This is a genomic window from Streptomyces sp. NPDC096136 (assembly GCF_044763325.1).
GTDB lineage: Bacteria > Actinomycetota > Actinomycetes > Streptomycetales > Streptomycetaceae > Streptomyces.
The window spans coordinates 161,408-186,495 of sequence record NZ_JBIWFZ010000006.1 but is presented as its reverse complement, the minus strand read 5'-3'; the positions used below and the strand labels follow the sequence as shown (position 1 = coordinate 186,495).

The 25,088-nt window shown below is 73.5% G+C and carries 22 protein-coding genes and 2 pseudogenes; 12 read left to right on the top strand and 12 right to left on the bottom strand.

The features are described from left to right. Positions 1-265: 265 nt before the first annotated feature. The 5 genes from ACIRBY_RS15340 to ACIRBY_RS15320 all read right to left on the bottom strand — a co-directional run bounded on the left by ACIRBY_RS15340 (position 266) and on the right by ACIRBY_RS15320 (position 4,949). Positions 266-727 (bottom strand): pyridoxamine 5'-phosphate oxidase family protein, encoded by a 462-nt coding sequence (locus tag ACIRBY_RS15340; protein ID WP_403900879.1) that lies wholly within the window; start codon positions 725-727, stop codon positions 266-268. Positions 728-819: 92 nt separating this feature from the next. Continuing rightward, positions 820-2,235: a hypothetical protein gene (locus ACIRBY_RS15335; RefSeq protein ID WP_403900878.1), complete on the bottom strand. Its 1,416-nt coding sequence runs from the start codon at positions 2,233-2,235 to the stop codon at positions 820-822. A gap of 13 nt (positions 2,236-2,248) precedes the next feature. Further along, on the bottom strand, positions 2,249-3,145 hold the full coding sequence (locus ACIRBY_RS15330) for a hypothetical protein (RefSeq protein WP_403900877.1): 897 nt from the start codon (positions 3,143-3,145) through the stop codon (positions 2,249-2,251). Beyond that, entirely contained in the window at positions 3,142-4,407 is a 1,266-nt protein-coding gene (locus ACIRBY_RS15325; protein WP_403900876.1) for a hypothetical protein, read from the bottom strand. Before ACIRBY_RS15325 ends, ACIRBY_RS15330 begins: the two co-directional genes overlap by 4 nt. Continuing rightward, entirely contained in the window at positions 4,404-4,949 is a 546-nt protein-coding gene (locus tag ACIRBY_RS15320) for a hypothetical protein (RefSeq protein ID WP_403900875.1), read from the bottom strand. The genes ACIRBY_RS15325 and ACIRBY_RS15320 overlap by 4 nt, the downstream gene beginning before the upstream one ends. Positions 4,950-5,588: 639 nt before the next feature. Here ACIRBY_RS15320 and ACIRBY_RS15315 point away from each other — a divergent pair. From ACIRBY_RS15315 to ACIRBY_RS15300, 4 genes are all read left to right on the top strand, one after another. Continuing rightward, a complete protein-coding gene (locus ACIRBY_RS15315; RefSeq protein ID WP_403900874.1) occupies positions 5,589-6,800 on the top strand; it encodes an RCC1 domain-containing protein in 1,212 nt (403 codons plus the stop codon). Between the two features lie 81 nt (positions 6,801-6,881). Further along, the gene (locus ACIRBY_RS15310) at positions 6,882-8,096 is read left to right on the top strand and encodes an RCC1 domain-containing protein (RefSeq protein ID WP_403900873.1); all 1,215 of its coding nucleotides are present in this window, start codon (positions 6,882-6,884) and stop codon (positions 8,094-8,096) included. Between the two features lie 116 nt (positions 8,097-8,212). Then, positions 8,213-10,258 carry a PE-PGRS family protein gene (locus ACIRBY_RS15305; protein ID WP_403900872.1) on the top strand — a complete coding sequence of 682 codons (2,046 nt, stop codon included), beginning with the start codon at positions 8,213-8,215 and terminating at the stop codon, positions 10,256-10,258. A gap of 451 nt (positions 10,259-10,709) precedes the next feature. Then, the gene (locus tag ACIRBY_RS15300; protein WP_403901137.1) at positions 10,710-11,453 is read left to right on the top strand and encodes a 2OG-Fe(II) oxygenase; all 744 of its coding nucleotides are present in this window, start codon (positions 10,710-10,712) and stop codon (positions 11,451-11,453) included. 101 nt (positions 11,454-11,554) lie between these two features. Here the strand turns inward: ACIRBY_RS15300 and ACIRBY_RS15295 are convergent, their stop codons facing one another. Continuing rightward, the gene (locus ACIRBY_RS15295) at positions 11,555-12,088 is read right to left on the bottom strand and encodes a hypothetical protein (RefSeq protein ID WP_403900871.1); all 534 of its coding nucleotides are present in this window, start codon (positions 12,086-12,088) and stop codon (positions 11,555-11,557) included. 86 nt (positions 12,089-12,174) lie between these two features. On the opposite strand from ACIRBY_RS15295, the pseudogene ACIRBY_RS15290 reads away from it, so the two are divergent. The 4 genes and pseudogenes from ACIRBY_RS15290 to ACIRBY_RS15275 form a co-directional block, all read left to right on the top strand. Next, positions 12,175-12,615 (top strand): annotated as a pseudogene (locus ACIRBY_RS15290) (YncE family protein); the annotation flags it as partial. Positions 12,616-12,656: 41 nt separating this feature from the next. Beyond that, positions 12,657-12,788 (top strand): annotated as a pseudogene (locus tag ACIRBY_RS15285) (hypothetical protein); the annotation flags it as partial. Between the two features lie 113 nt (positions 12,789-12,901). Beyond that, entirely contained in the window at positions 12,902-13,792 is an 891-nt protein-coding gene (locus ACIRBY_RS15280) for a potassium channel family protein (RefSeq protein ID WP_403900870.1), read from the top strand. 104 nt (positions 13,793-13,896) lie between these two features. Next, positions 13,897-14,808, top strand: coding sequence for a YhjD/YihY/BrkB family envelope integrity protein (locus ACIRBY_RS15275; RefSeq protein WP_403900869.1), 912 nt, complete (start codon positions 13,897-13,899; stop codon positions 14,806-14,808). A gap of 46 nt (positions 14,809-14,854) precedes the next feature. On the opposite strand, the gene ACIRBY_RS15270 is transcribed toward ACIRBY_RS15275, so the two are convergent. After that, entirely contained in the window at positions 14,855-15,013 is a 159-nt protein-coding gene (locus tag ACIRBY_RS15270) for a hypothetical protein (RefSeq protein ID WP_403900868.1), read from the bottom strand. 110 nt (positions 15,014-15,123) lie between these two features. Here ACIRBY_RS15270 and ACIRBY_RS15265 point away from each other — a divergent pair, with 110 nt between their 5' ends. Continuing rightward, complete coding sequence (locus ACIRBY_RS15265; protein WP_403900867.1) at positions 15,124-15,540, top strand: hypothetical protein; 417 nt, start codon at positions 15,124-15,126, stop codon at positions 15,538-15,540. 21 nt (positions 15,541-15,561) lie between these two features. Here the strand turns inward: ACIRBY_RS15265 and ACIRBY_RS15260 are convergent, their stop codons facing one another. The 3 genes from ACIRBY_RS15260 to ACIRBY_RS15250 form a co-directional block, all read right to left on the bottom strand. Next, positions 15,562-17,034, bottom strand: a complete 1,473-nt coding sequence (locus ACIRBY_RS15260) for a sialidase family protein (RefSeq protein WP_403900866.1) — start codon at positions 17,032-17,034, stop codon at positions 15,562-15,564. Between the two features lie 535 nt (positions 17,035-17,569). Next, a complete protein-coding gene (locus ACIRBY_RS15255; RefSeq protein ID WP_403900864.1) occupies positions 17,570-17,767 on the bottom strand; it encodes a hypothetical protein in 198 nt (65 codons plus the stop codon). Between the two features lie 183 nt (positions 17,768-17,950). Next, the gene (locus ACIRBY_RS15250) at positions 17,951-18,226 is read right to left on the bottom strand and encodes a hypothetical protein (RefSeq protein ID WP_403900862.1); all 276 of its coding nucleotides are present in this window, start codon (positions 18,224-18,226) and stop codon (positions 17,951-17,953) included. Between the two features lie 432 nt (positions 18,227-18,658). Between ACIRBY_RS15250 and ACIRBY_RS15245 the strand changes: the two genes are divergently transcribed. Beyond that, positions 18,659-20,095 (top strand): alpha/beta fold hydrolase, encoded by a 1,437-nt coding sequence (locus tag ACIRBY_RS15245; RefSeq protein WP_403900860.1) that lies wholly within the window; start codon positions 18,659-18,661, stop codon positions 20,093-20,095. A 60-nt stretch (positions 20,096-20,155) separates the two neighbouring features. On the opposite strand, the gene ACIRBY_RS15240 is transcribed toward ACIRBY_RS15245, so the two are convergent. Then, on the bottom strand, positions 20,156-20,767 hold the full coding sequence (locus ACIRBY_RS15240; protein ID WP_403900858.1) for a TetR/AcrR family transcriptional regulator: 612 nt from the start codon (positions 20,765-20,767) through the stop codon (positions 20,156-20,158). 118 nt (positions 20,768-20,885) lie between these two features. On the opposite strand from ACIRBY_RS15240, the gene ACIRBY_RS15235 reads away from it, so the two are divergent. Continuing rightward, on the top strand, positions 20,886-22,340 hold the full coding sequence (locus tag ACIRBY_RS15235; RefSeq protein WP_403900856.1) for an amidase: 1,455 nt from the start codon (positions 20,886-20,888) through the stop codon (positions 22,338-22,340). Between the two features lie 73 nt (positions 22,341-22,413). On the opposite strand, the gene ACIRBY_RS15230 is transcribed toward ACIRBY_RS15235, so the two are convergent. Further along, positions 22,414-23,946, bottom strand: coding sequence for an NCS1 family nucleobase:cation symporter-1 (locus ACIRBY_RS15230; RefSeq protein ID WP_403900854.1), 1,533 nt, complete (start codon positions 23,944-23,946; stop codon positions 22,414-22,416). Positions 23,947-24,345: 399 nt separating this feature from the next. On the opposite strand from ACIRBY_RS15230, the gene ACIRBY_RS15225 reads away from it, so the two are divergent. Continuing rightward, positions 24,346-24,816, top strand: coding sequence for a hypothetical protein (locus ACIRBY_RS15225; RefSeq protein ID WP_403900852.1), 471 nt, complete (start codon positions 24,346-24,348; stop codon positions 24,814-24,816). Positions 24,817-25,088 lie beyond the last annotated feature (272 nt).

Below are 25,088 nucleotides of genomic sequence, written 5' to 3'. Positions count from 1 at the left end.
ATCTCGCGCGCCGGTCCGTGTCCCATGAACGTATCGCAGCCGCCCGATCTTGCCCACGGGCTTGCGCGCGTGGGGTGGGTCACAGCACGCGATTCGGCCACGCGTCCCCCTGCGGAAAGGGTCCCCGACCCTCCCCTGCGCGGCCCTGAACAGCAGAACCTCCCTGGGGCGTGCGGGGCCGACCGTTCCCTCCCGCCGCGACAGACGGCCTGAATCATCAGGGGTCACGGACGGCGGGCCAGGCCCGCGCGGGCTCCTCCCCGGGTCATCCGAGCCACACTCCGTCGCGCATCACGACCCTGCCCCGCAGTTCGGGCACGCCCCGCCAGGCGCGGACGGTCCGCGGTGCCACGCGCAGGTACTGGAAGGGGGTCCCCTCCGTGCGCGGATCCCAGCCGAACTTGCCCGCGAACGCGTCGGCGGCCTCGTGCGGCACCTCCTCCGCGGGATGGCACCTCGCCTCGCCGTGCAGGAGCACCACGTCGAAGGCGTCCGGCAGCGCCAGCCGTACCCGCGGTTCCCTGCGGGCGTTGCGCACGGTCGCGGAGTCCGCGCCGGTGCACATCCACACCGCCTGCCCGTCCCACAGGAACCACAGCGGCACCTGATGGGGACCGTGTTCGGGATGGGACGTGGACACCCAGATGTCGCGCTCCGATCCGAGCCGTTCCAGGGTGTCGCTCCTGCGCTCCGCCGTGGTGCGGCGGGTGATCTCCGTGGCGTGCATGGGGGTGACGTTAGCCAGCGGATCCACGGTGCGCATGGGGCGCGGGTCCTACGTCCGGAGACGGACGCCGGCCTGCCGAAACTCCGGACGGGTCAGGGCAGCGGGATGCTGCGCGCCGGCCGTACGCTCGGCTGGGTCGGCGGGGAGATCTCCAGGAGGCCCTTGTCCGCGGAGGCGGCCGGGGCGTCGCCGCCCACGGGGGTCGTCGTCATCGGCCGGGCGGCGGCGCAGCGCTGCTTCTCCGCCTCGGCCATGGGGCCGGTGCGCTGGAAGATGCGGTCGGGCACGGCGCGGGAGGGTGCGTCGATCACGGCGTGCAGCCGGTAGTCGTCCTTCCCGCTGACGAACCATCCCTCGACGCGCTCCCTGCTGGGCTGGATCTCCACCCAGCTGACCTCGCCGGGCTGGATGCGCTCCACCACGGTCCGCTGGTCGCTGCTGAACCACTGGAACGGGCGCTGCCGGGCGATCTCGTAGGCCAGGGCGAACTGCGCCGCCATCGGACGGTCTTTGAGCCGCTTCCTGTCCTCCGTGCGGTCCCCGGTCGTGGGCAGCCGTGCCACCTCGTCGAGGCGGAGGTTGGCGGCGGCGTAGGTCTGGGAGATGCTGTCGTGGCCGCGCTCGGTGTAGGAGAGGGTGCGGCTGTGGTCCAGTGCGTTGCGGGTGCAGTTGACGAAGGCCTCCCCGATCACCCGGGCCTTGTCGTAGTACCTGAACGAGTAGCGCGGATCGGGTTGGAAGGTGCACGCGTTCTCGCCGTTGCACGCGGCGGCGGCGTTGTGCAGCCAGGCCTCCTTCTCGTTGTCCCGGTACGCCTCGGCGGTGCCGAGGGCGTACTTGTCGACCGTCTTGTCCGCCGGGAGCGGCAGTTCGACCGCCCGGACCCTGGTGATCATGGGCGAGCAGGGGACCTGGGCGCGGGTGTCGGTGACCTTCGAGGTGAAGGCGAGCACCGGCTCGTTCTCGTCCGCGGTGAAGGCGTACGTCCGCTGCGTCCAGTGTCCCGTCCCCGGCTTGCCCTTCGTACGGCCGGGGTCGGGTGCGGTCGTCATCTCCTGGACGGTGCCGCCGCTCGCGTGCACCGTGTACGGCTGTCCGTCGGCCACCTCCTGGGGGGCGCACTCCTTGGCCACGGCGGGGCTGTCCTCGAAGGTGACGGTGACCCTGGAGCCGGTGCGCACTCCGCGCAGCCGCTGCTGGAGGGTGTTGTCGGCCTTGGAGAGACCGACGCCGTTCGCGCCGTCGGTCCGGCCCGAGGCCGCGGCCGAGAAGCGCTGGTTGAGGCCGGTCCAGTGGCTCAGGGCGACGGTGGACTGGTCGCCCTTGATGGCGGGATCGGTGAAGTCCCCGTTCAGGACGGGGACGTCATTGCGGACGGCGGCCTCGGCCGCCCCGGCGTGCTCGTCCGCTCCCGCCGCGCGGGTCGCGAGCAGCGCGGGGAGCAGGAGTCCGGCGGCTGCGAGGGTGCGCAGGGCGGGGCGGACGGCTGGACGGGGGATGTGCGGCATGGCAGTGGACTCCTCAGCGGGCCGGGCGCCTGCCGTCGGCGGCAAGGGCGTTGTCCTCGTCGGCGGCGGTGTCGCCGCCGGGGCGCTTGCGGCCGCAGAGGCCGTCGGAAACGGCGTACGTCTGGGCGACGAACCGGCTCGCGTTGACCATGGAGGGGCTCTCCACCGCCACGTCGGTGAGCTTCTTGCCCTGGTCGGTGACGAGGCTGCCCACGACCCGCCGCATCGCCGCGCTCGCGCCGAAGACGAGCATGTCGTAGGGCTTGACGGTGGTGCGGTAGGTGGTGGTCTCGGTGTTGTCGGTGGTCCAGGCGCGTGCGTAGGTCGACTTGTAGGCCGTCTCGAAGGCCTGCTTGACGCTGGTCGATCCGGATTCCCTCGATCCGCTGGAGACGGTGTTCTTCGTGCCGTTCTCCGAGGTGGGGCCGGTGTTGAGGTAGGGGGTCTTGTGGCCGTTGGAGGATTCGTCGGCCAGGTTGGCGGTGATCTCGCCGGTCGCGGTGACGGTGCCTTCGGTGGTCGCCCTCCCGGAGATCTCCCCGCCGATGTTGTCGGAGCTGCCGGTGCGCAGGGTGACGGTCCGGTCGACGGTCATCGGGTCGGTGGTGCAGTTGACGACGGCGTTGCCCAGGGAGGTGACGGCCGTGGCGTACTCGCGGGTGCGGGCCGGGTCGATGTGGAAGGTGCAGGCGCCGCGCCGGGTCCCGCAGTACTCGACGATCTCCTCGGCCCGCACCTCGCGGTCGTCGGCGGTCAGTCCCCTGGCCACCGGTACGGTCCCCGGGCCCGGCCGCGCTCCGGCGTCGGCGGCGGCCGCGGCGGCGGGCGGTACGGCCAGGCCGAGGACGAGTAGGGGCAGGAGCAGGCGACGACGGCAGCGGCGACGGCGGCGAAGGGCGGGGCGGTTCATGGGGAGTTCCCCTTCTGTGGGGCTGCGGGGGCCGCTTCGGATCCGAGGAGCGAGCAGACCTGTGAAGCGGGGAAGGGTGCCTGGCCCTGCTCGGCGGCGCCGCCCGGAAGGGAGGAGGGGTAGTTCCTGCAGACGGTGGAGGAGGCGTCGGCGCCGTTGTCGGAGGGCTCGGGGCGGAAGGAGGCGAGCGTGTCGGACATGCCCTTGATCCCGCTCTCCTCGCGCCCGCCCTTGCCGGACAGCGTCTCCATGCAGGCGGCCGAGCCCGGCGGGCACTGCGCGATCTTCTCGCCGACGGCCTTGATCCCCTTGGCGGTTCCCTCCGCGGCGGTGCGGTTCCTCGCCTGGCGTTCGGCGATCCGCGCGGCCGCCTCGGCGTTGATCTCGACGTCGCTCCTGCCCTTGGTGCCCGCGCGGTCGCACACGGAGGCGGGTACGGGGAAGGTGTCCGCCATGAAGGTGCTGTTGTTGACGGTGGAGGGGCCGTCGACGACGATCCCGCTCGCCTTGAGGCCGCTGCTGGTGGTGAGGGTGCCGGCGATGCGCTGCATGGCGGCGCTGGCGCCGAAGGCCAGGGCCTCGCCGGGCCGGACGGTGGTGGTGTAGGTGGTCGTCTCGGTCTGGTCGGTGACCCAGGTGCGCTGGTAGGTGCGTTTGAACGCTGCTTCGAAGGCCGCTTTGACACCGACGGAGCCGCCCACCTTGCCGCTGCCGTTGACCCCGGCCTCGGCGCCGACCGTGGCGCTGGGGCCCTGCTGTTTGTTCGGCGTGGTGAAGTCCCCGCTGCCCTTGGCGGTCACCCCTGCGGTGACCTCGCCGGTGGCGGTGATCTGGCCCTCGACGGCGATCTTCCCCGTGATCTCGCCGCCGAGGTTGTCGGTGCTGCTGGTGCGCAGGGCGATCTGGCGCGCCACCGTGACCGGGTCCCTGGTGCAGTTGACCACGGCGTTGCCGAAGGACTTGACGGCGGTGTAGAAGCCGCCGGAGGCCAGGGGGTCGATCGTGAAGCGGCAGCCGCCCGGGTGGGCGGCGCAGTACGCGCGGACGCGGTCCGCCGAGGGCAGCGGCTCGTCCCCGTCGAAGGCCTTCACGGCGGGGATCGCCGGGGCCTTGGGCAGGGGGTCGGCGGCGGCCGCGGAGGGCGCGCAGGTGGGCAGCGCCAGGCCCAGGACGGCGGCGAGGGCGAGTGCCCTCGGGAGGCCGGGACGGACGGCGGCGGGACCGGGAGCGGAACGGACGGCGGCGGGACGGGGAGCGGTCACGGGTTCATCAGCTCGCAGACTCCGGGCCGCGCGAACGGGCCGCCGGGGGCCGTCAGGACGGCGGGCAGCTCGGCGGCGAACGCGGGGCACGCTCCGCGTACGGCCCCGGTGGCGTTGTCGTCGGGAGCGGGTGTGTAGGCGTCCATGTCCTTGCGGGTCCTGTCCACGTCCTGGCGGGTCCGGTCCAGGTCCTTGCGGTCCCCGTCCCCGGATGCCACGAGGCCGTTCATGCAGTCCGTCGACCTGGGCGGGCATTCCTCGGTCCGCTTCCTGGCGTCCGCGATGTCCTCCTTGGCCTTGCCGACGTCCTTGGTGACGTCCTTGCGGTCCCCGTCGACGGTGTCGCGTTCCTTCGATGACGCACCGCAGGGTTTCGGTTCGCCGCTGGGACAGGGTTCCTCGTCGTCGCCGGGCGCCGGACGGGTGGGGGACGCGGGTGCCGGCGCCGCGGTGGCCATGGGGGCCGGACCGCGGACGGCGGCCGCGGCGAGGAGGGCCGCGAGCACGAGCAGGGCGCGGAACCGACGAACGGATGGGGGCATGACCGCTCCGGGGGACAGCGAAGGGGGTGTGACACCGACCGGGGTGCGCACCCAAAGTAACGAGTCGTCATATCCCGTGCCATGCGCCGAGCGGAGTGCGGTACCGCCTCACCTCATCGGCGGATCGTGCGCGAGGTCCGCGCAGGCCGCTGGATCCACAGCCGTTCGAGGGCCGGCGACACCCGGGTGCCACCCGGTCGACCCGCCGCACGCCGCGGCGCGCCGGACCCGTTCGACGCACCGCGGAGCACCGGCACGCCGGGCGCACGCCGCCGGCCGACCCGGGTGGACGCGGCCAACCGGCCGGACCTCCGCGGCGCGCGACGCAACGCGCCGCGCGGCCCACGGGTTCACCGCGATGGCGCAGGCCCGGCGCCCGCGACCGCAACCCGTACGGAGGGCGGGCGCACGGGTGGGCTCGCCGGATTCCGCTCACCCTCCGGAATCATTCGGACCATCTGTTGGTATCCCTGACTCGCATGCCGGTGCTCCTGCGGCACCGCCCCGGGCGCCCCGCCCTCCACGTTTCCACGGCCTCCGGGCACCACGGAACCCGCTGCGCCCCGCACACGGCGCACCACGTCCGCCCGTCGCCCCGAGCCGTCCCGCCTGCTCCCGCCCCCTCATCGAGGAGACGCCATGTCCCGTCCCACGGGCCGCACCCCGGCCCCGCGTACGCTCGCCACCGCCGTCGCCGCCTTGGCGCTGGCCGCCGTACCGGCCACGGCCCCGCCCGCCACCGCCAACGAGGGGAATCCGACCGTTCTGGCCTGGGGCGCCGGCCGGACCGGCCAGCTCGGCAACGGCTCCCTGGCCGACAGCCTGTCCCCCGCCTCGGTGACCAGCCTCTTCCGGGGCGACGTGGACAAGATGTCGGCGGGAGGCACCTCGTCCTCCGACTCCTTCGTCCTCGCCCTGACCGACAAGACCGTCAAGGCGTGGGGGCACAACTCCTCCGGCCAGCTGGGCAACGGCGGACGTGCCGGCCAGGCCGTGCCCGCCACCGTCCCGCGCCTGAACGGCATCAAGGACATCGCCGCCGGCGGCTCGCACGCCCTCGCCCTCGACGACCGGGGCCAGGTCTACTCCTGGGGGAGCAACTCCTACGGCCAGCTCGGCAACAACCGCACCGGCGAGAGCCGCACCGTCCCCGACCGGGTCCAGCTGCCGCCCAGGGTCTCGCAGATCTCGGCGGGCTGCGACTTCAGCCTGGCCCTCATGGAGAACGGCACCGTCTACGCCTGGGGCCGCGGCGTCCACGGCCAACTCGGCAACGGCAGCCGCGCGCTGAGCTCCGTACCCGTGAAGGTCAAGGGGCTGGACGACATCGTGGAGGTCGACGCCGGCTGCCACCACGCCCTCGCCCGCACCTCCGACAACACCGTGAAGTCCTGGGGCTACAACCTCTACGGCCAGCTCGGCGACTCGAGCACCACCTCCTCCACCGTGCCCGTCGACGTCGACTGGCTGGAGGGCGTCGTCGAGATCGAGGCGGGAGCCGACCACAACTACGCCCGCACCGGCGACAGCAGGATCTGGGGCTGGGGCAGCAACCAGTACGGCCAACTCCTGGAAACCGACGAGGACTTCGCCAACGGCACCCTGCGGACCAACCGCACCGCCCCCATCGAGGTCCGCCGCCTGGAGGGCGTCCAGCACCTGGCGGCCGGCGCCCGCCACGGCATGGCCGTCACCGCCGACAAGGTCTTCACCTGGGGCGACAACAGCGAGGGCCAGCTCGGCAACGGCACCACCACCCCCCGCTACGCGCCGGTGGACATCCTCGACGAGGGCTCCGCGATCAAGGACGTCACGGCCTCGCTCGGCGGCAACACGTCCTACGCGTACTGACGCGGACTGCCGCGTACTGCCGCGTACTGCCGCGGACGCCCCGACCCACCCGGCACCCCCACCCCGTCGAAAGGCCCAGGCATGCCCCCCGCCCGCACCACCACGCTCACCCTCACCACGGCGCTCACCCTCACGGCACTCACCGCGTCCACCCTCACCGCACGCGCGGACAGCAGCGACCCGTGGATCCGCAGCTGGGGCAACAACACCGGCTCGCAGCTCGGCAACGGCAACACCACCCTGCAACCCACCCCGGCCAACGTCCAGGGCATCGCCCGGCAGGACGTGCAGGAACTGGCGGCGGGCGGAGCGGAACCCGCCGGCAGCGGTACCACCGCCACGCCCGCCACGGCCTTCACGGTCGCCCTGCTCAAGGACGGCACCGTGATGTCCTGGGGTGCCAACACCTCCGGGCAGATCGGAAACGGCACCACGAACGCCCAGGGCGCCCCGGCCGCGGTCGCCGGGCTCTCGGGCATCGGCCACGTCGCCGCGGGCCTCAACCACGCCCTCGCCGTACGCAACGGCCGCGTCCTGTCCTGGGGCAGCAACACCTCCGGACAGCTCGGCAACGGCGTGGCGGCCGCCGACCCCGCCGGGGCCCAGAAGGTCCCGGTGACGGTGCAGAGCCTGGACAGGGTCGTCGACGTCGGCGCCGGCTGCGACTTCAGCGTCGCCCTGCGCGACAACGGGAGCGTGTGGACCTGGGGCTCGGCCACGGACGGCCGCCTCGGCATCGACGACGACAAGAACAACAGCAGCACTCCCAAGCAGGTCAAGGCCCTCACCGACGTCGTGGCCATCTCGGTCGGCTGCGCCCACGTCCTGGCCCTGGGCGCGGACGGCACCGTCAAGTCCTGGGGCAGGAACGGCGACGGCCAGCTGGGCAACGACAGCAAGGCGAACAGCGCGGTGCCCGTCACGGTCCAGTACCTCGACTCCGTCGCGAAGGTGTCGGCGACCACGAACGGCAGCTTCGCCGTCCTGGACGACGGCAGCGTGAGGGCCTGGGGCGACAACGGCTCGGGACAGCTCGGGGACGGGACCACCGACGACCGCACCACCCCCGTTCCCATCGACGCCGTCCGGGGCGTGAAGGAGATCGCGGGCGGCCCGGACCACACCATCGCCGCACTCGACAACGGCTCCGTGATCGCGTGGGGCGCGAACGGCGCCGGCCAGCTCGGCAACGGCAGCACGACGCAAGCGGCCACCCCGGTCACCGCCCTCCCCGCGGGCAGCGACATCAGCCACGTCACCGCCCCCACGAACGCCAGATCCAGCTTCGCGTACTGAACGGGACGCCGGAGCGGCGCCCCTGCCGGCGGCCCGGGTGACCCGCCGTGCCCGGGCGGCGCCTGATCAGGGAGGATGGCTGGCCGGAGGGGCCGGTGGGGAGAGGGGAGCAGGGCATGGCGGGCAGGCATGACGAGCGGCTGCGGGACCGCGACGGCTACGCGGCCCTGCTCGCCGCCATGGGCCTGGAGCCCGTCGGCACCTGGCGGGTCCCCGGCGTGCGGAGGGCCTGGGCGGCCCGGCGGCTCCTGGACGGCTCCGCCGGGGCCGGCGAGGCCGGCACCGAACCCTCACGGGCGGCCCGGCTCCTGCTCGGCGAGGGCCGGGAGTTCCTGCTCGCCTTCGACGGGCCGCACGCCCCGCACGGATGCGGGGGCCGGGCGTGGCACCGGGTGCGCTGCCTGGCCGCCGACCCGGCCGCCGCCGTCGCGGGGCTGCTCACCTCGGCCGACCCCGACCCCCGCGGAGTGCTGCTGGCCGCGACCGACGGGGAGACGGTGGTCGGAGTGCCGTCCGGCCCCGGGGCTCCACGGCTGCTCGCCCTGACCGGATGGACCACCCGCGTCGGGGCGGCGGCCGAGACCGCCGGCCGGGAGACCGCCGAGGAGGGCGCGGCGGCCTGGGCCGCGTTCACGGACGCCCTCGACGCGCACACCGCCCGGCCGCCCTCCGCGGACGCCGACGCCGTGACCGCCGTCCTCGACGACTGGCGCAGGGGCCTCGTCGCGAACCCGGGCACCCCGCGCGGCGTACGGCTGGACCTGGTGCGCCGTGACCCCGGCCTGATGTGGCTCCTCCCGCCGGACGAAGCCGTGGAGGCGGCCCTCGCGGCACCCGACCGGAAGCTCATGCTCCATGTCGCCGAGCGGGGGCTCGATCTCGGGCCCGCCCACTGGGCCCGCTTGTTCCGCGCGGCCGCGACCGAACGCGAGCGGTGGCTGTTCGCCTTCACCGCGGTCGACACGCGCGGCGTCCTCGACGACGGCACCTACGCCGCACTGGCGGCCGACCCGTCCGCACGGGTCCGGGCCGAGACCGCGCGGCTCGCCGGCCTGCCCGACCGGGTCGCCACCGCCCTGGCCGGCGATCCCGCACCCGAGGTGCGGGCGGCGGCCTGCCCGAGGGCCTGGGGCGCCCTGCCCGCGGGGCGCCGCCGCGCCCTGCTCGCCGACGCGTCCGCCGACGTACGGATCGCGGCCCTGCTGTGCCGGCACGCCGAAGTCCCCCTGTCCCGCGAGGACTTCGAGGGCGAGGCGGCGCTCGGGGAACGGGCCGTCCGGTCCTGCCTCCTGGCCCCCGGCCTCGTCGACCACCTCCTCGCCACCGGAGGTCCCGGCCTGCGCAGGGCCCTCGCCGAGAACCCCCGCCTGAGCCCGGACGCGGTGGCCCGGCTCGCCTCGGACACCGACGCGGGGGTCCGCCACGTGGTCGCGCTCCGCGCGGACCTCACCGAGGAGCAGCGGGCCGCGATCCCCGTCTCCATCACCCCGGAGAACCACTCCCGGACCCTGGAATGGGTCGCGGACCTGCACGGGGACGCGGAGGCCATGCGCCGGCTCGCCGCCTCCTCCCACGTCCTGGTGCGCCGCAGCGTCGCCCGCGCCCGCCGCCTCCCGCCCGACGTGGTCGACCGCCTCGCCTGGGACACCGACCGGGCCGTGCAGCTGTTCCTCGCCGAGTCCTGTGACGACGCCCCCGCGGAGATGCTCCTGCGGGTGTGGACCTGGTGGACCGGCAGCCTGTCGTCCCCGGGACGCCCGCGCACGCACCCCAACTTCCCCCGCGCGGGCCTCCTGCGGTACGCCGACGACCTCCACGGGCGGATGCGACGGCTGGCGCTCGACGACCCGCTGTCGACGCCCGCGCTCGTCGCCCGCTTCGCCCGCGACCGCGACCCCGAGGTGCGCCGCCGGGCCGCCGAGGACCCCCGGCTGTCCGCGACCGACGCGGTCCGCCTCTCGGAGGACCCGGACGACGGGATACGGGCCCTCGCGCTCGGCCACCGCGCACTGCCCGCGGGTGTACTGGCGGCCCGGCTGCTCGACCCCCACACGGCCGCGGCCGCCGCCCGCAACCCCGCCGTCCCGCTCCCCGTCATCCACGCCGTGGCCGCCCGCTGCACCGGCCGCCCCGGCCCCTGCCCGGCAGGGTCCGACAGATGATCACGGATTGGTTTCGCGGAGCCAGAGGGTCGGCGAGGCCAGGACGACTCCGGCGCGGTAGCGGCCGGCGAGCTTCGCGGTAGACCTCCTTGCCGAAGGCGGCCGGCCGGCCGCCGAGGCGCCCTCGGCGCCGGCGGTCGGCCGCTCGGTAGTCCCCCGAGCCGGTTCCCGCCCCGCCTCCGGCCGCCCCCTTCCGCCGCGTTGGGGAGGTCCTGCTTGCTCTGCGGGTTCGCCCCGGTCTATTCTCGTCATCATGACGATAACCGCTCAGTGGCCCCCGCTCCCTGCGGGCATCGCCTCCAGGAGCCTCGATCCGCCGCCGCGCGCACGGCCGTGACGTCGAGCACGAACCCGCCGTGCCGGCACGCGCACCAGCCGCCCGGTGGCCCCGGTCACCGTTTCGGATGACGCAACCCCGCATCGACAACGACCTCAGGACGGAAAAGTGAGCATGTTCGAAATGCCGGTCAATCCCTTCGACCTCTCCGAAGCCACCCTGAGCCGGATATCCGCCGATGACTCATGGGCCCCGACCGAGTCGGATATCCCTCACGTCGACGCCAGGGTGATCCGCCGTTTCCTCACTCCGACCGAAGTGGAGGCATTCGCGGCCGAACTCGCTGCCCAGCACTTCGTGCCGGTGGGTCTGGACGGCATTGCCGCCAACTACACAGAGGGAGATCCGGTCGGCTCCCTCCGCGCCACGGCTGAATCCGAAGTCTTGGCGGCGGAGTTCTACCGCAGGCTGCGGACGTTCCTGTCGCCTGAAGTGGGACCGGACGCTCCGACGGATTCAGACGGAAGGCGCTGGAAGCCGGCGTCCGTCAATCCGCGTATGCGCTTCATCACGTACGAACACGGCGGATTTCTCGTCCCGCACTACGATTCGCCCTATTTCGCCCCCGACGGAACGCGCACTCACCTGACGGTCGTCGTCTACCTGTCGTATGAGGCAGTGGGCGGAGAAACGCGGTTCATCGCCGACAAGCAGAACGACCTTCCCTTTGCGCAACGCGACTTCTCGGACTGGCCCCGGCTCGCAGAGCCTGAGGAGATACTGAGCGCCCACCGCCCCGAACCGGGCGATGCGCTCCTCTTCTGGCATCGGACGCTTCACGACTCGGCGCCGCTTCTTGAGGGTACGAAGACAATTCTCAGAACCGACGTGCTCTACGAGCCCGTGGACGCGTCTTGAGCAAGGTGAACAGCAGGGCAACCGGGCGCCCGGGGCGGGCTTCGTCAGACCCTGCCCCAGGGCCGCCCGTCCGCGCCGCACCGCGGCGCCGCCGCCCGTCGTCAGCCGGGGAAGGAGAAGTAGAGCGCGTCGGCGTAGAAGGAGGCGAAGTGCGTCTGCCAGTCGGCTCGGACCGCAGCCAGCCAGTCGTCGTCGTCACCGGCGATCGCCGCCTCGGCCTTGGCGACGGCGTCGGGGATGTCGTGGGACGCCAGGTGCCGCACGCTCGCCGCCGGATCGTCGCCCCACATCGAGACGATCTCCCCTGTCTCGAGGACGAAGTACTCCGCCTGCTGCTTCTCCAGGTGGGCCGTGGTCCTGGCCACGCATGCGGCGAACTCCGCGTCGTCCTCCAGGCCCTTGCCGACCGCGCTCAGGAGGTCGAGGAGCAGGGCCGCTCCGCCGGCGTAGTCCGCGGCGATGCCGATCGGAGGGTTCCAGATCATGGACGGGACGATCGTCGTCCCGCGCCCCGCCATGAGCTTGTGCGCGAGCGGGACGTCCCGGTTGTGCTCGGATATGCACCGGATCCGCTGGGGGATGTCCGCCTCGCTCGGCATCGAGTCGGCGGAGTAGAGGTATGAACGGTGTGCCATGCCTGAGACGCTAACACCGGGGACCGACAACGCCGGGTCAGCGCCGTCGGACCCGTGCCGCACCGTCAGGCGGGCGGCACCGGTGGGTGGTGTGCCGTTCGGTCGGCAGCGGCGCTGACGGGACCGGGCCACCCCGCACCAGGACGGTCGGCGACGCCCCGCTGGGCGTGGCGGTGGCACCCGACGGATGCACCCGCTACGTCGCCAACGCCGCGTCCGGCACCGTCTCCGTGGTCCGGACCGCCACCGCAACGGTCACCCGTACCGTCCCCGTCGGCAGCGGACCGACCGCTCTGGTGCTCACCCCCGACGGCCGCCACCTGTACGTCTCCGACCTGGCCTCGGACGACGTGTCGGTGGTCGACGTCCACGACGGCACGGAATCGGACCGCATCCCGGTCGGGGACCGGCCCGCGGGGATCGGAGTGCGACCGGACGGCCGCCAGGTGTACGTCGCGGACACCGGGTCCGACAGCGTGTCCGTGATCAGCACCCGCGCCCGTGCCGTCACGGCGACCGTCGCGGTGGGGCACGGCCCAACGCCCTCGCCGTCAGCCCGGACGGATCCCAGGTCTGCGTCAGCGACTTCGACTCGGACACCCTGTCGGTCCTCGACACCTCCACGGCCCGCACCGCGGCCGCGGTGGCCGTGGGCGGCCGGCCGACGGGCGTGGCGGTGGGACAGGGGAGGAGGGCCTGACCCCGGGTCCGCGGACGTCACCACCCGGGTCCCCGGGACGTTCACTCACCCGAGCCGAGGCCGGTCGTGCGTGTCGCCCGACCGGATACGGCGCGGGGGCCCAGGATCTGAGCATGGGCATCGCTCCTGAGGGACGGAACGAGTTCAGCGGGTCGGCGGCAGGCGCGGACAGCGACCGGCTCAAGCGGTTCGACGCGCGGATGCGGCTGCCGATGGTCGCCTCGGCGGTCCTGCCGCTCGTCGTCGTCCCCGAGCCCGGCGAGTGGCTCAGCACCACCGTCAACGTCGCGGCCTGGCTGGTCTTCCTGGCGGACTACGTGGTGCGCGTACGCCACCTCGACACGTACGCGAGCTCGGTGCTCGGCCGCTTCGACCTGTTCGTCGTGATCGCCACGGCCCCGTGGTTCCTGCTGCCGGGCGCCGAGGCGGGACGCTTCGTCATCGTCCTGCGCCTGGCGAGGCTGGCCCGCCTGCTGCTGGCGGCCAGAGGAGCGCGACGGCTTCTGGCGCGCCTGGAACGGCTGGCCGTGGTCGCCACCTGCGTGGTGCTCGTCGCGGTCGTGGTCGCCTACCGCGCCGAGCGGCCCGTCAATCCGGAGTTCGCCTCGTTCGGTGACGCCCTGTGGTGGGGCGTGGTGACGCTCACCACGGTCGGCTACGGCGACATCTCCCCGCAGACGCCTGCCGGACGCTGGGCGGGCTTCACCATCATGATCACCGGGCTCGCCGTCCTGGGCCTCCTGGCCGGTTCACTGGCCAGCTTCTTCGGGGGTGAGAACGGCGAGGAACCGCCCGCGGACCCCGGTGGGCCGGCCCGGGAGACCGGCGCGCAACCCGCCGCGGCGGCCCCGGCAGCCCTGGCAGCCCCGGCAGCCCTGGAGGCCCTGCGCGCCGAGATCGCCGCCCTCCGCGGGCAGGTGGAGGTCCTCACCCGGGCGGTCGCCGGGGCCGGTCCGGATCCGCCGCACCCGGGGCACGGCGACGGCGTCGATCCGCCGCACTGACACGAAGCCCTGGTCGGGGCACCACCCGCCGCACCACAGCGTCACTCCACACGGCCCGGAGGCCCAAAACGGCACCTGTCAACCGCGAGACCGTTCTGAGGGCCGTGACCTTCTGGCTCCGCCCCGCGTTCGCGCTGCGCGTGGCCGGCAGGTTCCAGCAGCTCGTCGGTTTCGACCGCTCGATGGCCCTGGCTTCCGGCGCGCTGACGGCCCTGGTGCCGCTGGCCATCCTCTGCGGCCTCCTCACGACCCGGGTGGTCGGCACGGACCTCGCCGAAGGCGTCATCAACCGCTACGGACTGACGGGGGACGGCGCCGAAGCCGTACGCCACGTCCTGTCCGCGTCCGGCGACTCGACCTCGCTGGGAGTCTTCGGAGTCGTCTTCCTCCTGATCTCCGTGCTGAGTTTCGCGCGTGCCACCCAACGGCTCTTCGAGCAGGGCTGGGAGCTACGGCCGCTGAGTGTCCGCAACACGGTCAACGATCTGAAATGGATCATGATGTTGGCCGTGTACGCCGCCCTGAGCTGCTGCGTCCACGCCGTGCTCGGCCGCAGGCCCCTGGCGATGGAAGCGTCCGCCGTCATGGCGCCGCTGACGGCGGGCTTCCTCGTCTGGGGCGGCCGCATCCTGTCCGCCGGCCGGATCACGAAGCGCGGGCTCCTGCCCTTCGGATGCATCGGAGCGATCCTCCTCGCCGGCTACTCGATGGCCATGACCGCCTATCTGCCCCGCCTGTTCAACTCCTACACGAACCGCTACGGCGCCGTCGGCGCGGTCTTCGCCATGCTCTCCGCCCTCTTCGGCGCCATGCTCGCCATCGTCGCCTCGGCCGCCCTCGGGCGCGAAGTGCAGGACGAACTCGCCAGGATCGGCCGCGGCGAACGCCCGCCCGACCACGAGGTCCGCCGCCAATGGGACACCCTCCTCAGCCAGACACGGTCACGCTGGCGGACCACCCGCGGCCAGGCCCTCCTGGCCCGCCTGACCAGAAGGCGCGGCGACCGCGGGTGTTGACGTTCCGCCCTCCTCTGCGTGCGGCCGCCCGGCGCGCCGGAGCCGCCTACCCGTCGTAGGAGTACAACGTCCGACGGAGCTGTATCAGGTGGGAGACGTCCGCCACGTATTTGAGGCGGCCCAGCAGGAGGCCGATGCGGCGGTCGTCTCCTTCTCGCACAGCGGTGGCGATGGCCTCGACGAGCTGAACAGGATCTTCGTGCATGGGAACATCCTGGACCGTTGCGCGGCAGTCTATTCCCGCCGACGGCACTTCACTCGTGCGCACGGGGAGGAGGGGCCGCCGACCACGCGGCCGGGTCTTAGGGTGATCGCATGGACATGCGGACGAGCGTCGAGGGTCTGGCCGAGGAAGCCGAGCGGCAGGTCCGCGACCACACCTGGGAGCCGGCCCCCACCGACCGCACCGTCGCAGCGAAGGCCGCCGCCGACCTCCACGCCGCCATCGGTTCCCCGCACGCCCAGGAAGCCCTGTCCGAGATCGACCGCCTGGAATGCCTGCGCGAGGCGCTCGCCGTCCTGGCCACCGCCGTCGCCAGCGTCCACGGACGCCTGGCCTGGTTCCTGGGCGCGGCCTCCACCGCCCTGACGCCGGTCCTGCACTGGCGCGCCCTGCCCGCCGAGGACGGCTTCGCCTTCGGCGCCGTCCAGCCCACCCCCGAGCAGTACGCCGAGGCCGAAGACGCCGTCCGCCGCCTCCACACCACCCTCACCCGCGTCGCCGCCCCCTGAGCAGCGACGGAGTCCCCGCGGTCAGCGGGTGCTGAAGGTGCCGGTGTAGACGTCCGTTCGGTTCTGTGGTGCGCCGGAGTGGGTCTCGGTGAGCACCGCCCGCACCCCCTGGCCGTCCGCCACCAGGCCTTGGTAGTCGCCGAGGAAGTAGCCTCCGGCGAAGGGCGCCTGAAGCCAGTCGAAGATCCGCGAGATCCGTCGTTCGGTGCGGTGCTCCGGGTTTCCGTGCGGGAGCGTGGCCAGTTGGTAGGCGGTGGGCAGGGTGGTGGTGTTGCCGGGCTCGAGGAAGCGCAGGTCGTAGTAGGTGAGCGCGACCGTGCCCCGTTCGGCGACCGCGATCGACGGGGAGAAGGCCGGAACGCCCTCGGGGCTGATCAGCTCCGGGGGCCCCCAGGTGCGTCCGCCGTCGGTGGACCGCACGAGCTGGACCGAGTCGAACTTCCCGCCGGAGAAGTCCGAGCCCTCGTACGCCATGTACAGCGTTCCGGTCCCTGGGTCGACGGCCGGGCTCGGCAGGGTGGCCGCGGCGCGCAGCGGCTTGTCGGGGTCGTTCGGGTCGACCTCCGGTACGGAGGTGTCGCGGGCCACGGTGACCGGGGCGCTCCAGGTCTCTCCGGCGTCGGCGGAGGTGACCATCTCGTAGCGGGCTCCGACGACGGTGCCCAGGTCGGCGGAGTAGGTGATCCGGTCGAAGAAGTCGTAGAGGGTGCCGGTGTGCCGGTCGACGACGATCAGATGGCCGATGGTCTGGGTGTTGGGCACGGCGCTGGTGTCGACGAAGGGCCGGCCCTCGCTCCAGGTGCGGCCGCCGTCGCGGGTGAGGGAGATGTAGCCGGGACCGTCGAGGGAGCTGGGGCCGGGCGGGTCGTTGTCGAGGCGGTTCCAGACCTGGTAGGCGGTGCCCTTGCGGATCGGGTCGGCGGTGAGCGAGGGCTTGTCGTTGAAGAACGGCTGTTCGTCGACGTGCGTGGTGGTGAGGTTCTGCCAAGTGCGGCCGCCGTCGCGGGACGTGACGGCCAGGAGGGCGGTGCGCGTGCTCTTCGTGAAGTCGACGCCCTCCCCGCCGGCGTAGACGGTGCCGTCCGGTCCGGTGCTCACCCAGGGGTCGGAGGCCCGTTCGTAGTCCGCGCCGCCGGGGGCGCACAGGCTGAACGGCAGCGTGCTCCGGTGGAAGGTGTGTCCGTCCGTGGTCCAGCCGGCCGCCAGGCCGCGGGCGCCGCCGTCGTTCCAGCGGTCCTGCTGGAACACGGTGACCACGCGCTTGGGGTCGCGCGGATCGACGGACAGGTACGGCTCGACCTCGGTGCCCGGGTAGACGATGCTGTCGGGGGACCTCGCTCCGACGGTGCACTTCGCGTACGGGTCGCCGTGGGACACCTTGACCAGGGGTGTGCCGTCGGGGTTCCCGTCGGCCGCGGCGGGGGTGGCACCGGTGGCCGTGAGGAGCAGGAGCGCGGCGGCGGTGACGGCGGTCAAGGGCGTGAGGACGCGCATGCGGGATCTCCTCCGGGCCTGTCGGCCGGGGTAGGGGACCGCCGTCATCGGGGCGGCCTGGGGCGCGGAGGCGTACCGGGTTGCGGGGGTGGGGCGACTCTGCTTGGTCCTTTTCGGCGCTGCGGGCGGCGCCCTTGATCGCCCGAACGACGGAGTCGCCCCCGGGGGGGGCGTCCCCGGGGGCGTCGGGGAGCACGACTGAGGAGCCGACCGGCGGGTGCAGCGTGCCGGTCGGCTCCTCAGTCGTGCTGTGACGGGCCGTCGCGTAGGTCTACGCCGAGGGCCGTGGCCGCGGACCGCGTGCCGGTCGGCGGTGCCGGCGGGGGCGGCGTCGGCCCAGACGGGCAGAGGCGGCTTCGTTGCGGCAGCGGGGAGGGCCGTGTCAACGCGGCCAGGACATGCGAACGAACGGCCTCGCGGTCACCGTAGGACGATGCGGCCGGGGCCGTTCAGGACGGCGCGGACCGCTCTCGCGGCGGGGACGGCCTCGGCTTCGGCTTCCGCCTCGGCTTCGGCTTCGAGACGGCGCCGGCGGTCAGGTGATCGCCTGCGTGGTCCCGTCAGGGAGCGCGCAGGCTTCGCCGGCGTAGGGGCGTGAAACGATCTGCCCGCCGGCGGCCGTGCAGTCGTCCCGGGAGATGTTCGGAGACGAGGCGGCCCCGGCGCCGACGGCGCTCACGCCGACGAGGGTCGCGGCGGCCAGGGCCAGGCCCAGGATCCTTCGCATGCGCATGGCTTCCTCCTCGCAGGCGCCTTCGTTCGGCCTTCGGGAAGGACGGGTCTCCACACGAGGGCGCCCTCCTCCTCAGCATGGGCGCTCGGCATGTGGCCCGCGAGGCGAGGCCGACGCGCCGCGTACGCGCCGGTAGGAGCGGGGCGACGTCGACGTGCTCGGCGTCGAACCGCGAGCGGTCCTCTAACGCGGTTCGTGGGCCGCCGCCCGGCAGGCGGCGGTCGCGGCACCGCCCGCGACTCCGGCGCCGGTCAGCCCGGTCACACAGCCCTGCAGGTCTCCGCTCACGCCACGGCCGCAGGCCGCTGTGACGGAGTCGGAAGCGGTGGCACCGGCCGCTTCGGCCATCTGCGTACAGGCGGGGATGTCCGCCCGGACCGCGGGAGCGGCGAGGACCGCACCACCGAGGGTGAGGGTCAGGCCGGTGAGGGCACCGGCGATACGGGTCGACGTGCGCATGGGACGTACCTGCCTTCCGGGTTGGTGCTCCGGACCGGATGGGACGCGCTCGGACCTCCACCCCGGGCCCTTCACTCCAGCGTCGCACCCTCTCCCCCGCCCGTCGTCCTGGACCCTGGGGGCGGCCGCGCTGAGTGACGGCGATGGCGCGAAGCGTGCGGCCGGCCCGCCAGGGCCGGCCCGGTGTCGGACGGGATCTACCCCGGACACGGGTCGGTCTGCCACAACTGGCCGTGGTCGTCTGGCCCGAGCCGTCGTCCGGTGTCGATGAGCAGGACGCACGCGAGGGGCTGTACTGGAAGACCCGGGCCCTCGGCCCGTGGCCGGCCGGGTACGCGGAGGGCGGCGGCTCCGGTGGGGGCCCGGAGTGAGCAGGCGGCCGGGCCCGGCCCTCCGCCGCCCCGTCCGGCGGCTGCGCCTACTGTCGTCCGGATGACGGAGCACCACACCCTCACGGTCAACGGCGTCCGGCTCGCCTACCAGGTGGCCGGCCCGGCCGGCGGCGAGCCGCTGCTCCTGCTGCCGGCGCTGGGCGAGAGCGCGGACGACTGGGCCCTCGTACGGGACGTACTCGCGCGGGACCGCCGGGTGTACGCCCTGGACCTGCGGGGCCACGGCCGCAGCGGGCGGCCCGGCGCGTACTCGCTGGAGCTGATGCGCGACGACGTGCTGGGCTTCCTGGACGCCGTCGGCCTGGACCGCGTGGACCTGGTCGGGCACTCGATGGGCGGGGTGGTCGCGCTCCTGGTCGCGCAGCACAGTCCGTGGCGGGTGGTCCGGCTGGTCCTGGAGGACGCCCCGGCGCCCTTCCCCCGCGAGCCGCGTGTTCCGGTGCGGCCCGAGGGGGAGTTGGCCTTCGACTGGGCGATGGTCATCGCGGTCCGGGCTCAGCTGGACCGCCCCGACCCGTCCTGGCGGGAGGGCCTCTCCCTGATCACGGCCCCGACCCTGGTCGTGGCGGGCGGGCCGGACAGCCACGTCCCGCAGGAGGCCCTCGCCGAGCTCGCCCGCCGGGTCCCGGACGCCCGGCTCACCACGATCCCGGTCGGCCATCTGGTGCACGCCGCCGCCCCGGAGGAGTTCACCGGGGCGGTCGCCGCCTTCCTGGCCGACGTACCGGACGGCGAGACCGCCCGGCGCTGGCTCGCCGAGGACGGCATCACCCAGACCGGGCCCGACACCTGGTACGACGCGGAGCCGCCCGCCGAGACCCTCACCGGTGAGGACCTGTGCAACGGGCTCGGTTCGATGGCCTTCACCGACGAAGGGCTCGACCTGGCGGGCAGGTTGCGGGTGGCGCTCGGGCTGATGGACCTGCTCGGCGGTCACTTCCTGGTGACCGGTCAGATCCACTCGGCCCATCGCGGGCCCGGGGGACCGCTGCCGGCGGGGCTGCTCTGGGGCGGCTACCGCCGCAGGCTCGAAGCCGTCCGGGAGTACCCGGCGATCGCCGAGTCGCTCTGGTACGACTGGTTCGAGGTGTGGGAGACCTCCGAGGAGGCCTTCGCCGAGGTCCTCGGCAACGACCGCGACCGGCTGCTGCCCGGCGCCCCGCAGCCGCTGCTGCGCCGGGCGCGCCGGGTCCTGGAGGTTTCGGGCCCGGTGCCGTGGGGGGCCAAGGCCGCCACCTACGAGGCGGCGGCCCGGGTGCCCGAGCTGCACCCGGCCGTCTTCCGGGCCCTGCGCGCGAGCTACCACGATGTGTACGGGCAACTCGAACCGGAGCCCGCGCTGGCCCTGTTGGAGCGGCTGGAGCTCCACGCCCGCACCGAGCACCTGCCCGCGCTGCGACGGGTGCTCGCCGCGGGACACCGCAACCACTACCGCAGCCCCGAAGCCTGGCGGGCGGAGGCTGCGCCCGGTGGCTGAGCGGGTGTCCGGGCACGGCCGGAGCCGCGGCCACGGGCCGGGTCTTCGTGGCCGGGCCACTCAGGCCGTCGGCGTCGACCTGTCGAGGACTGCCCGGACCGCGGCCACGAGTCTGTCCCCCGCGCGGTCGACGCTGCCGTTCTGCGCGCTGACCTGGGCGCCTTCCAGGAGGAAGGTGAGCTCCGCGGAGACGTCGTCGGGTGCGGGCGCACCGGCCCGCTCGCACATGGCGGTGAGGCGGCGCCGCTGAGCGGCCTTGTGGTCCTCGATCAGCCGGCGGGCCGGGTGGCCGGGGTCGAGCAGGCCCGCGATGGAGTTCACGAACGGGCAGCCCCTGCGGACGACGTCCGGCAGCCCTTCGGCGAAGTAGCGCGCCACACCGAGCAGCTGGGCCCGGCCGTCGCCGGGATGCTCGGCCTCCACCCGGTCGAAGGCGGCCGCGTAGCCCGCCGCGACGATCCTCAGCCACTCCTCGATCAGCGCGTCCTTGGTGGCGAAGTGCCGGTAGAGGGCCGTCTTCGTGGTGTTCGCCCGCTCCGCGATGGCCTGGACGCCGACCGCCCGCACGCCCTCGCTGAGGAACAGTTCCTCGGCCGCGTCGAGGATGCGCTCGCGCGGGGGGAGGCGGGCGACCCTCGAGTCCCGGCCCGGTCTCGGGGGGCTGCTCGTCATCGTGTGCCTCGCTTCGATCGTGCTTGCCGGCGTCTGCGGCCATGTTACGTTACCGATCACCCTCAAGCGATACCGATCGGTATCGCACGGGACCGATTGGGAACGCAGGTGGGGCACAGTGGAGCTGCACGAATACACCCAGTACGACGCAGTGGGGCTGGCCGGGCTCGTGGCTCGGCGGGAGGTGACCGCGGCGGAGCTGACCGACGCGGCCCAGGCCGCGATGGCGGCCGTGAATCCGCAGGTCAACGCCGTGGTGGAGAGCTGGCCCGCCGGAGACAGCCCCGTCCCGGGCAGCACCCCGCTCGCCGGGGTGCCGTTCCTGATCAAGGACCTGGCCGTGTCCATGCGGGGCAAGCGCGTCGAGCTGGGCAGCCGCCTCGCCGCCGGCAGCGTGGCCCGGGAGGACTCGTTCCTCATGCGGCGCTTCCGCCGGGCCGGTCTGGTGACGCTGGGCCGCACGGCCACACCCGAATTCGCCTACAGCACCACCACCGAGCCGGTCCTGTACGGCGCCACCCGCAACCCCTGGGACCTCGCCCGGACGGCAGGCGGCTCCAGCGGCGGGTCCGCCGCGGCCGTCGCCGCCGGGATCACCCCCCTCGCACACGCCACCGACGCGGCCGGATCGATCCGGGTACCGGCCGCCAGCACCGGATTGTTCGGCCTCAAGCCCACCCGCGGCCGGATCTCCCTGGGCCCGGACGCCGACGAGGTCTTCAACGGCCTCGCGGTGCACGGCGGGCTCAGCCGGACCGTGCGGGACAGCGCGGCCCTGCTCGACCTGATCCAGGGCCCGGAGGCCGGCGACCCCTACTTCGCGGAGCGCCCCCGCCGCCCGTACGGCGAAGAGGTCACCAGGGAACCCGGACGCCTGCGCGTCGGCCTGGTCACCACCCCCTGGGGCGGGCGCGACGTGGAACCGGCCGTGGTGAAGGCCGCCGTGGCCGCCGCCCGGCTCATGGAATCGCTCGGCCACCGCGTCGACGTGACCACCGTGGACCTCGGCGTGTCCTGGGAGGAGTTCGTGCTCGCCAACGCCCGCCTGTGGAGCGCGAACCTGGTGACCTGGATCGACGGCCTCGCCGACGCGCTGGGACGCCCGGTGGACGGGTCCACGGTCGAGCCCCGCATGCTCGCGAGCTACGCGTGGGGACGCGAGGTGAGCGGCACGGACTTCGTGCACGCCCTCGGCGTGCGCAACCGGGTCGCCCGCGCGGTCGGCGCCCACTTCGAGACCCGGGACCAGCTGCTGCTGACGCCCACCCTCCCCGAGATACCGCTGCCCCTGGGCACCTACGGCCGGGGCGCCGAGGACGCCGACGGGCGGGGCTGGCTGGAGCACCTGTTCCACCGCTCGCCGTTCACCGCCGTCTTCAACGTCGCCGGCACACCGGCGATGTCGGTGCCGCTCGCGTCCGACCCCGCCACCGGGATGCCGGTCGGCGTGCAGTTCGCCGCGGGCTACGGACGCGAGGACCTGCTGTTCCGGCTCGCCGCCCAACTGGAGGCGGCCGCGCCCTGGGCGCAGCGCAAGCCCGCCGTGTGGGCGGGCGCACGCCGGCCGGCCTGATCCCCGGGGCCCTCGGCGACCGCTCGGCCGGCGGACCCGTGGAGCCGCCGGGAGGCCGGCCCCGCCGTCGCGTTCACGCCGGTCGGCCGTCCTCGCCGCCGGCTCCCGGCGCAGCGGGGCGCACCCTGCTCATGAGCGCCGTGTAGAGCAGTACGGACGCGGTCAGGCCCACCGCCCAGCCGTAGTCCGCCAGCGGCTTCAGGAAGGGGATCACGCCCTCCTCGGGGAAGGGGCCCTTGCCGGGGGCCGAGTGGGAGCCGCCGATGGCCAGCACCCCGCCGACCACGAACGCCGCCACGGCCCGGAAGTTCCAGCCCCCCGCGTACCAGTACGGGCCGCCCTCCCGGTAGAGGTCGGGCAGCGACAGCCGGGTGCGGCGGACGATCCAGTAGTCCGCGATGAGGACGCCGGCCACGGTGCCGAGCAGTCCGCCGACCAGGCCCAGCCAGGTGAAGATGTACAGCTCGGGGGTGGACGTCAGCTTCCACGGCATGATCAGCACGCCGACCACGCCGGTGATCAGCGCGCCCCGGCGGAAGTCGATCCGGCGGGGCGCCAGGTTGGCCAGGTCGTAGGCCGGGGAGACGACGTTGGCCGCGACGTTCACCGAGATCGTCGCGATCAGTACGGTGACCAGGGCGAACAGCAGCCCGAAGACGTTGTCGGTCTTGGCGACGAGCTCCACGGGGTCCCAGATCGGGGCTCCGTACACCGCCTCCGACCCGGAGGTGACGAACACCGACAGCAGCGCGAAGAGGGTCATCGTCGTGGGCAGGCCGAGGGTCTGCCCGAGGATCTGGGAGCGCTGTCCCGCGCCGAAGCGCGTGAAGTCGGGGATGTTGAGGGAGAGGGTGGACCAGAAGGCGATCATCCCCATGAGCGCGGGGAAGAAGACCTGCCAGAAGTCCGCGCCCCAGCCGAGCCGGGACGGCTGGTCGAGCAGTTCGCCGAAGCCGCCCGCCTTCACCCCGATCCACACCAGCAGGGTCAGCGCGCCGACGATGACGAAGGGCGCGGCCCAGTTCTCGAAGCGCCGCAGGGCCTCCATCCCCCGGTAGATGATGGCGAGCTGGAGGGCCCAGAAGACGACGAAGCACAGCCACAGCGTCCACGGCTCGCCGCCGATCTCGGCGGCCCCCGCCCAGCCGCCGAAGATCCTGCCCAGCAGGACGAAGATCCCGGACCCGCCGATCCACGTCTGGATCCCGAACCAGCAGCAGGCCACGGCCGCCCGGACGAGCGCGGCCATGTTGGCCCCGCGGACCCCGAACGAGGCCCGGGCCAGCACCGGGAACGGGATCCCGTACTTGGGGCCGGCGTGCCCGGTGAGGAGCATCGGCACGAGCACGATGAGGTTGGCGAGCGCGATGGTGAAGACGGCCTGCTTCCAGTCCATCCCCAGGGCCACGAGCCCGGAGGCGAGCAGCCAGGAGGGGATGTTGTGCGCCATGCCGACCCACAGGGCGGTGAAGTTGTACGTCGTCCAGCGCCGGGCCGCGACCGGTACGGGGAGGAGGTCGGGGTTGGCGAAGCGGCCGTCGGCGGGGACCTCGCCGGGGGCGAGCTCGACGCGGTCCCCGGGCTCGGCGGTCGGGCGGTCGGGCATGGGCGCACACCCCTTCGGGTCGGATGGAGAGCTCGGCCGGGACGGGGAACCGGTTCGCGGTTCCGCGTCCAGGAGCCGCCCCATCGTGTCCCGGCGGGTCGGTGCACGGCTAGGCGCTGTACGGCGGATCGTTCGGGGAGCCGCGGGGGCCCGCTACGGGGCTCAGCCGTCGGTGGGCGGCGCGTCGAGGTAGGGGTTGCTCGGTGGGGCGACGGGCTTGAGGCCCTCGACGCCCATGGTCGGGACGGGGTTCTCGGCGCTGGCGCAGCCCGTCCGCAGGACGCCCGTGACCTCGACCCAGGTGTCGCCGGGTGCCTTGCCGTCCGCGTGTCCCCGTCCGGCCCGAAACCGCCCGCACCCCGCCGCATGTCCATGCCATCGATGTCATAGTCTGACGTTGTGTGGACAACGCTTGCGCCGCTCATCGGCGTCCTGCTCGGCGGGCTCATGTCGATACTGACCCAGCGCTCGGCAGGTCACGCCTTGGAACGCGGCGAGGCGCGCCGCAGTGCTCGTGAACTTGCCGAGGCGCGCCGTAACGAGCGTCTCACTCACCTCATCGAATTTCTGTCCGCGGTGCAGGAAGCCGAGCGGGTCGCGGTGGATCGGCATCACCACAACCTGGCTGACGAGCAGTGGCAGGCCCGGGCACGGCAGGTCCTTGACAGGGTGTGGGTGACGCAGAAGACGATCCACGTACTGTGCGCGCCCGAGGTCGGCGAAGCGGCACACAGCCTCGCCTGGGCAGTACAGGAAGTGATCAGAAAGGGCCCCGAAGACCGGGAGCATCCGCAGGACGAGAAGGTCTGGGCGCACATACGTCCGAGCCGACAGGCATTCCTTGATCTCGTGCGCGACCAGCTGAATTGAACCCCGGGAGGGATCCAGCAGCCGTCGTGAGCGGCCCGGGACGGGCAGCACCGGCTCCGGCCTCCCTCGTGCGGCGAGCGTCATCCGCCGGCTTCTCCAGGGACGCAAGGCCGGCCTTGGGGCAGTAGGCATGCATGTCCACGGACCAGCAGCACGCCGTCGAACAGCGCACGGGGACCGGAGAACGGAAGGGCCCGGTGTCCGCCCGGCGGACCGGGCCCGGGAGGGCCGTTCGGCCCTGCGTTCGAGGCCCGGTCGGGACCATTCGTCCC

Excerpts from the sequence above, each read along its gene's own strand:
- ACIRBY_RS15340 (WP_403900879.1), bottom strand. The coding sequence starts at position 727 with ATGCACGCCACGGAGATCACCCGCCGCACCACGGCGGAGCGCAGGAGC.
- ACIRBY_RS15335 (WP_403900878.1), bottom strand. The coding sequence starts at position 2,235 with ATGCCGCACATCCCCCGTCCAGCCGTCCGCCCCGCCCTGCGCACCCTC.
- ACIRBY_RS15330 (WP_403900877.1), bottom strand. The coding sequence starts at position 3,145 with ATGAACCGCCCCGCCCTTCGCCGCCGTCGCCGCTGCCGTCGTCGCCTG.
- ACIRBY_RS15320 (WP_403900875.1), bottom strand. The coding sequence starts at position 4,949 with ATGCCCCCATCCGTTCGTCGGTTCCGCGCCCTGCTCGTGCTCGCGGCC.
- ACIRBY_RS15315 (WP_403900874.1), top strand. The coding sequence starts at position 5,589 with ATGTCCCGTCCCACGGGCCGCACCCCGGCCCCGCGTACGCTCGCCACC.
- ACIRBY_RS15310 (WP_403900873.1), top strand. The coding sequence starts at position 6,882 with ATGCCCCCCGCCCGCACCACCACGCTCACCCTCACCACGGCGCTCACC.
- ACIRBY_RS15305 (WP_403900872.1), top strand. The coding sequence starts at position 8,213 with ATGGCGGGCAGGCATGACGAGCGGCTGCGGGACCGCGACGGCTACGCG.
- ACIRBY_RS15300 (WP_403901137.1), top strand. The coding sequence starts at position 10,710 with ATGTTCGAAATGCCGGTCAATCCCTTCGACCTCTCCGAAGCCACCCTG.
- ACIRBY_RS15295 (WP_403900871.1), bottom strand. The coding sequence starts at position 12,088 with ATGGCACACCGTTCATACCTCTACTCCGCCGACTCGATGCCGAGCGAG.
- ACIRBY_RS15280 (WP_403900870.1), top strand. The coding sequence starts at position 12,902 with ATGGGCATCGCTCCTGAGGGACGGAACGAGTTCAGCGGGTCGGCGGCA.
- ACIRBY_RS15270 (WP_403900868.1), bottom strand. The coding sequence starts at position 15,013 with ATGCACGAAGATCCTGTTCAGCTCGTCGAGGCCATCGCCACCGCTGTG.
- ACIRBY_RS15265 (WP_403900867.1), top strand. The coding sequence starts at position 15,124 with ATGGACATGCGGACGAGCGTCGAGGGTCTGGCCGAGGAAGCCGAGCGG.
- ACIRBY_RS15260 (WP_403900866.1), bottom strand. The coding sequence starts at position 17,034 with ATGCGCGTCCTCACGCCCTTGACCGCCGTCACCGCCGCCGCGCTCCTG.
- ACIRBY_RS15255 (WP_403900864.1), bottom strand. The coding sequence starts at position 17,767 with ATGCGCATGCGAAGGATCCTGGGCCTGGCCCTGGCCGCCGCGACCCTC.
- ACIRBY_RS15250 (WP_403900862.1), bottom strand. The coding sequence starts at position 18,226 with ATGCGCACGTCGACCCGTATCGCCGGTGCCCTCACCGGCCTGACCCTC.
- ACIRBY_RS15245 (WP_403900860.1), top strand. The coding sequence starts at position 18,659 with ATGACGGAGCACCACACCCTCACGGTCAACGGCGTCCGGCTCGCCTAC.
- ACIRBY_RS15240 (WP_403900858.1), bottom strand. The coding sequence starts at position 20,767 with ATGACGAGCAGCCCCCCGAGACCGGGCCGGGACTCGAGGGTCGCCCGC.
- ACIRBY_RS15230 (WP_403900854.1), bottom strand. The coding sequence starts at position 23,946 with ATGCCCGACCGCCCGACCGCCGAGCCCGGGGACCGCGTCGAGCTCGCC.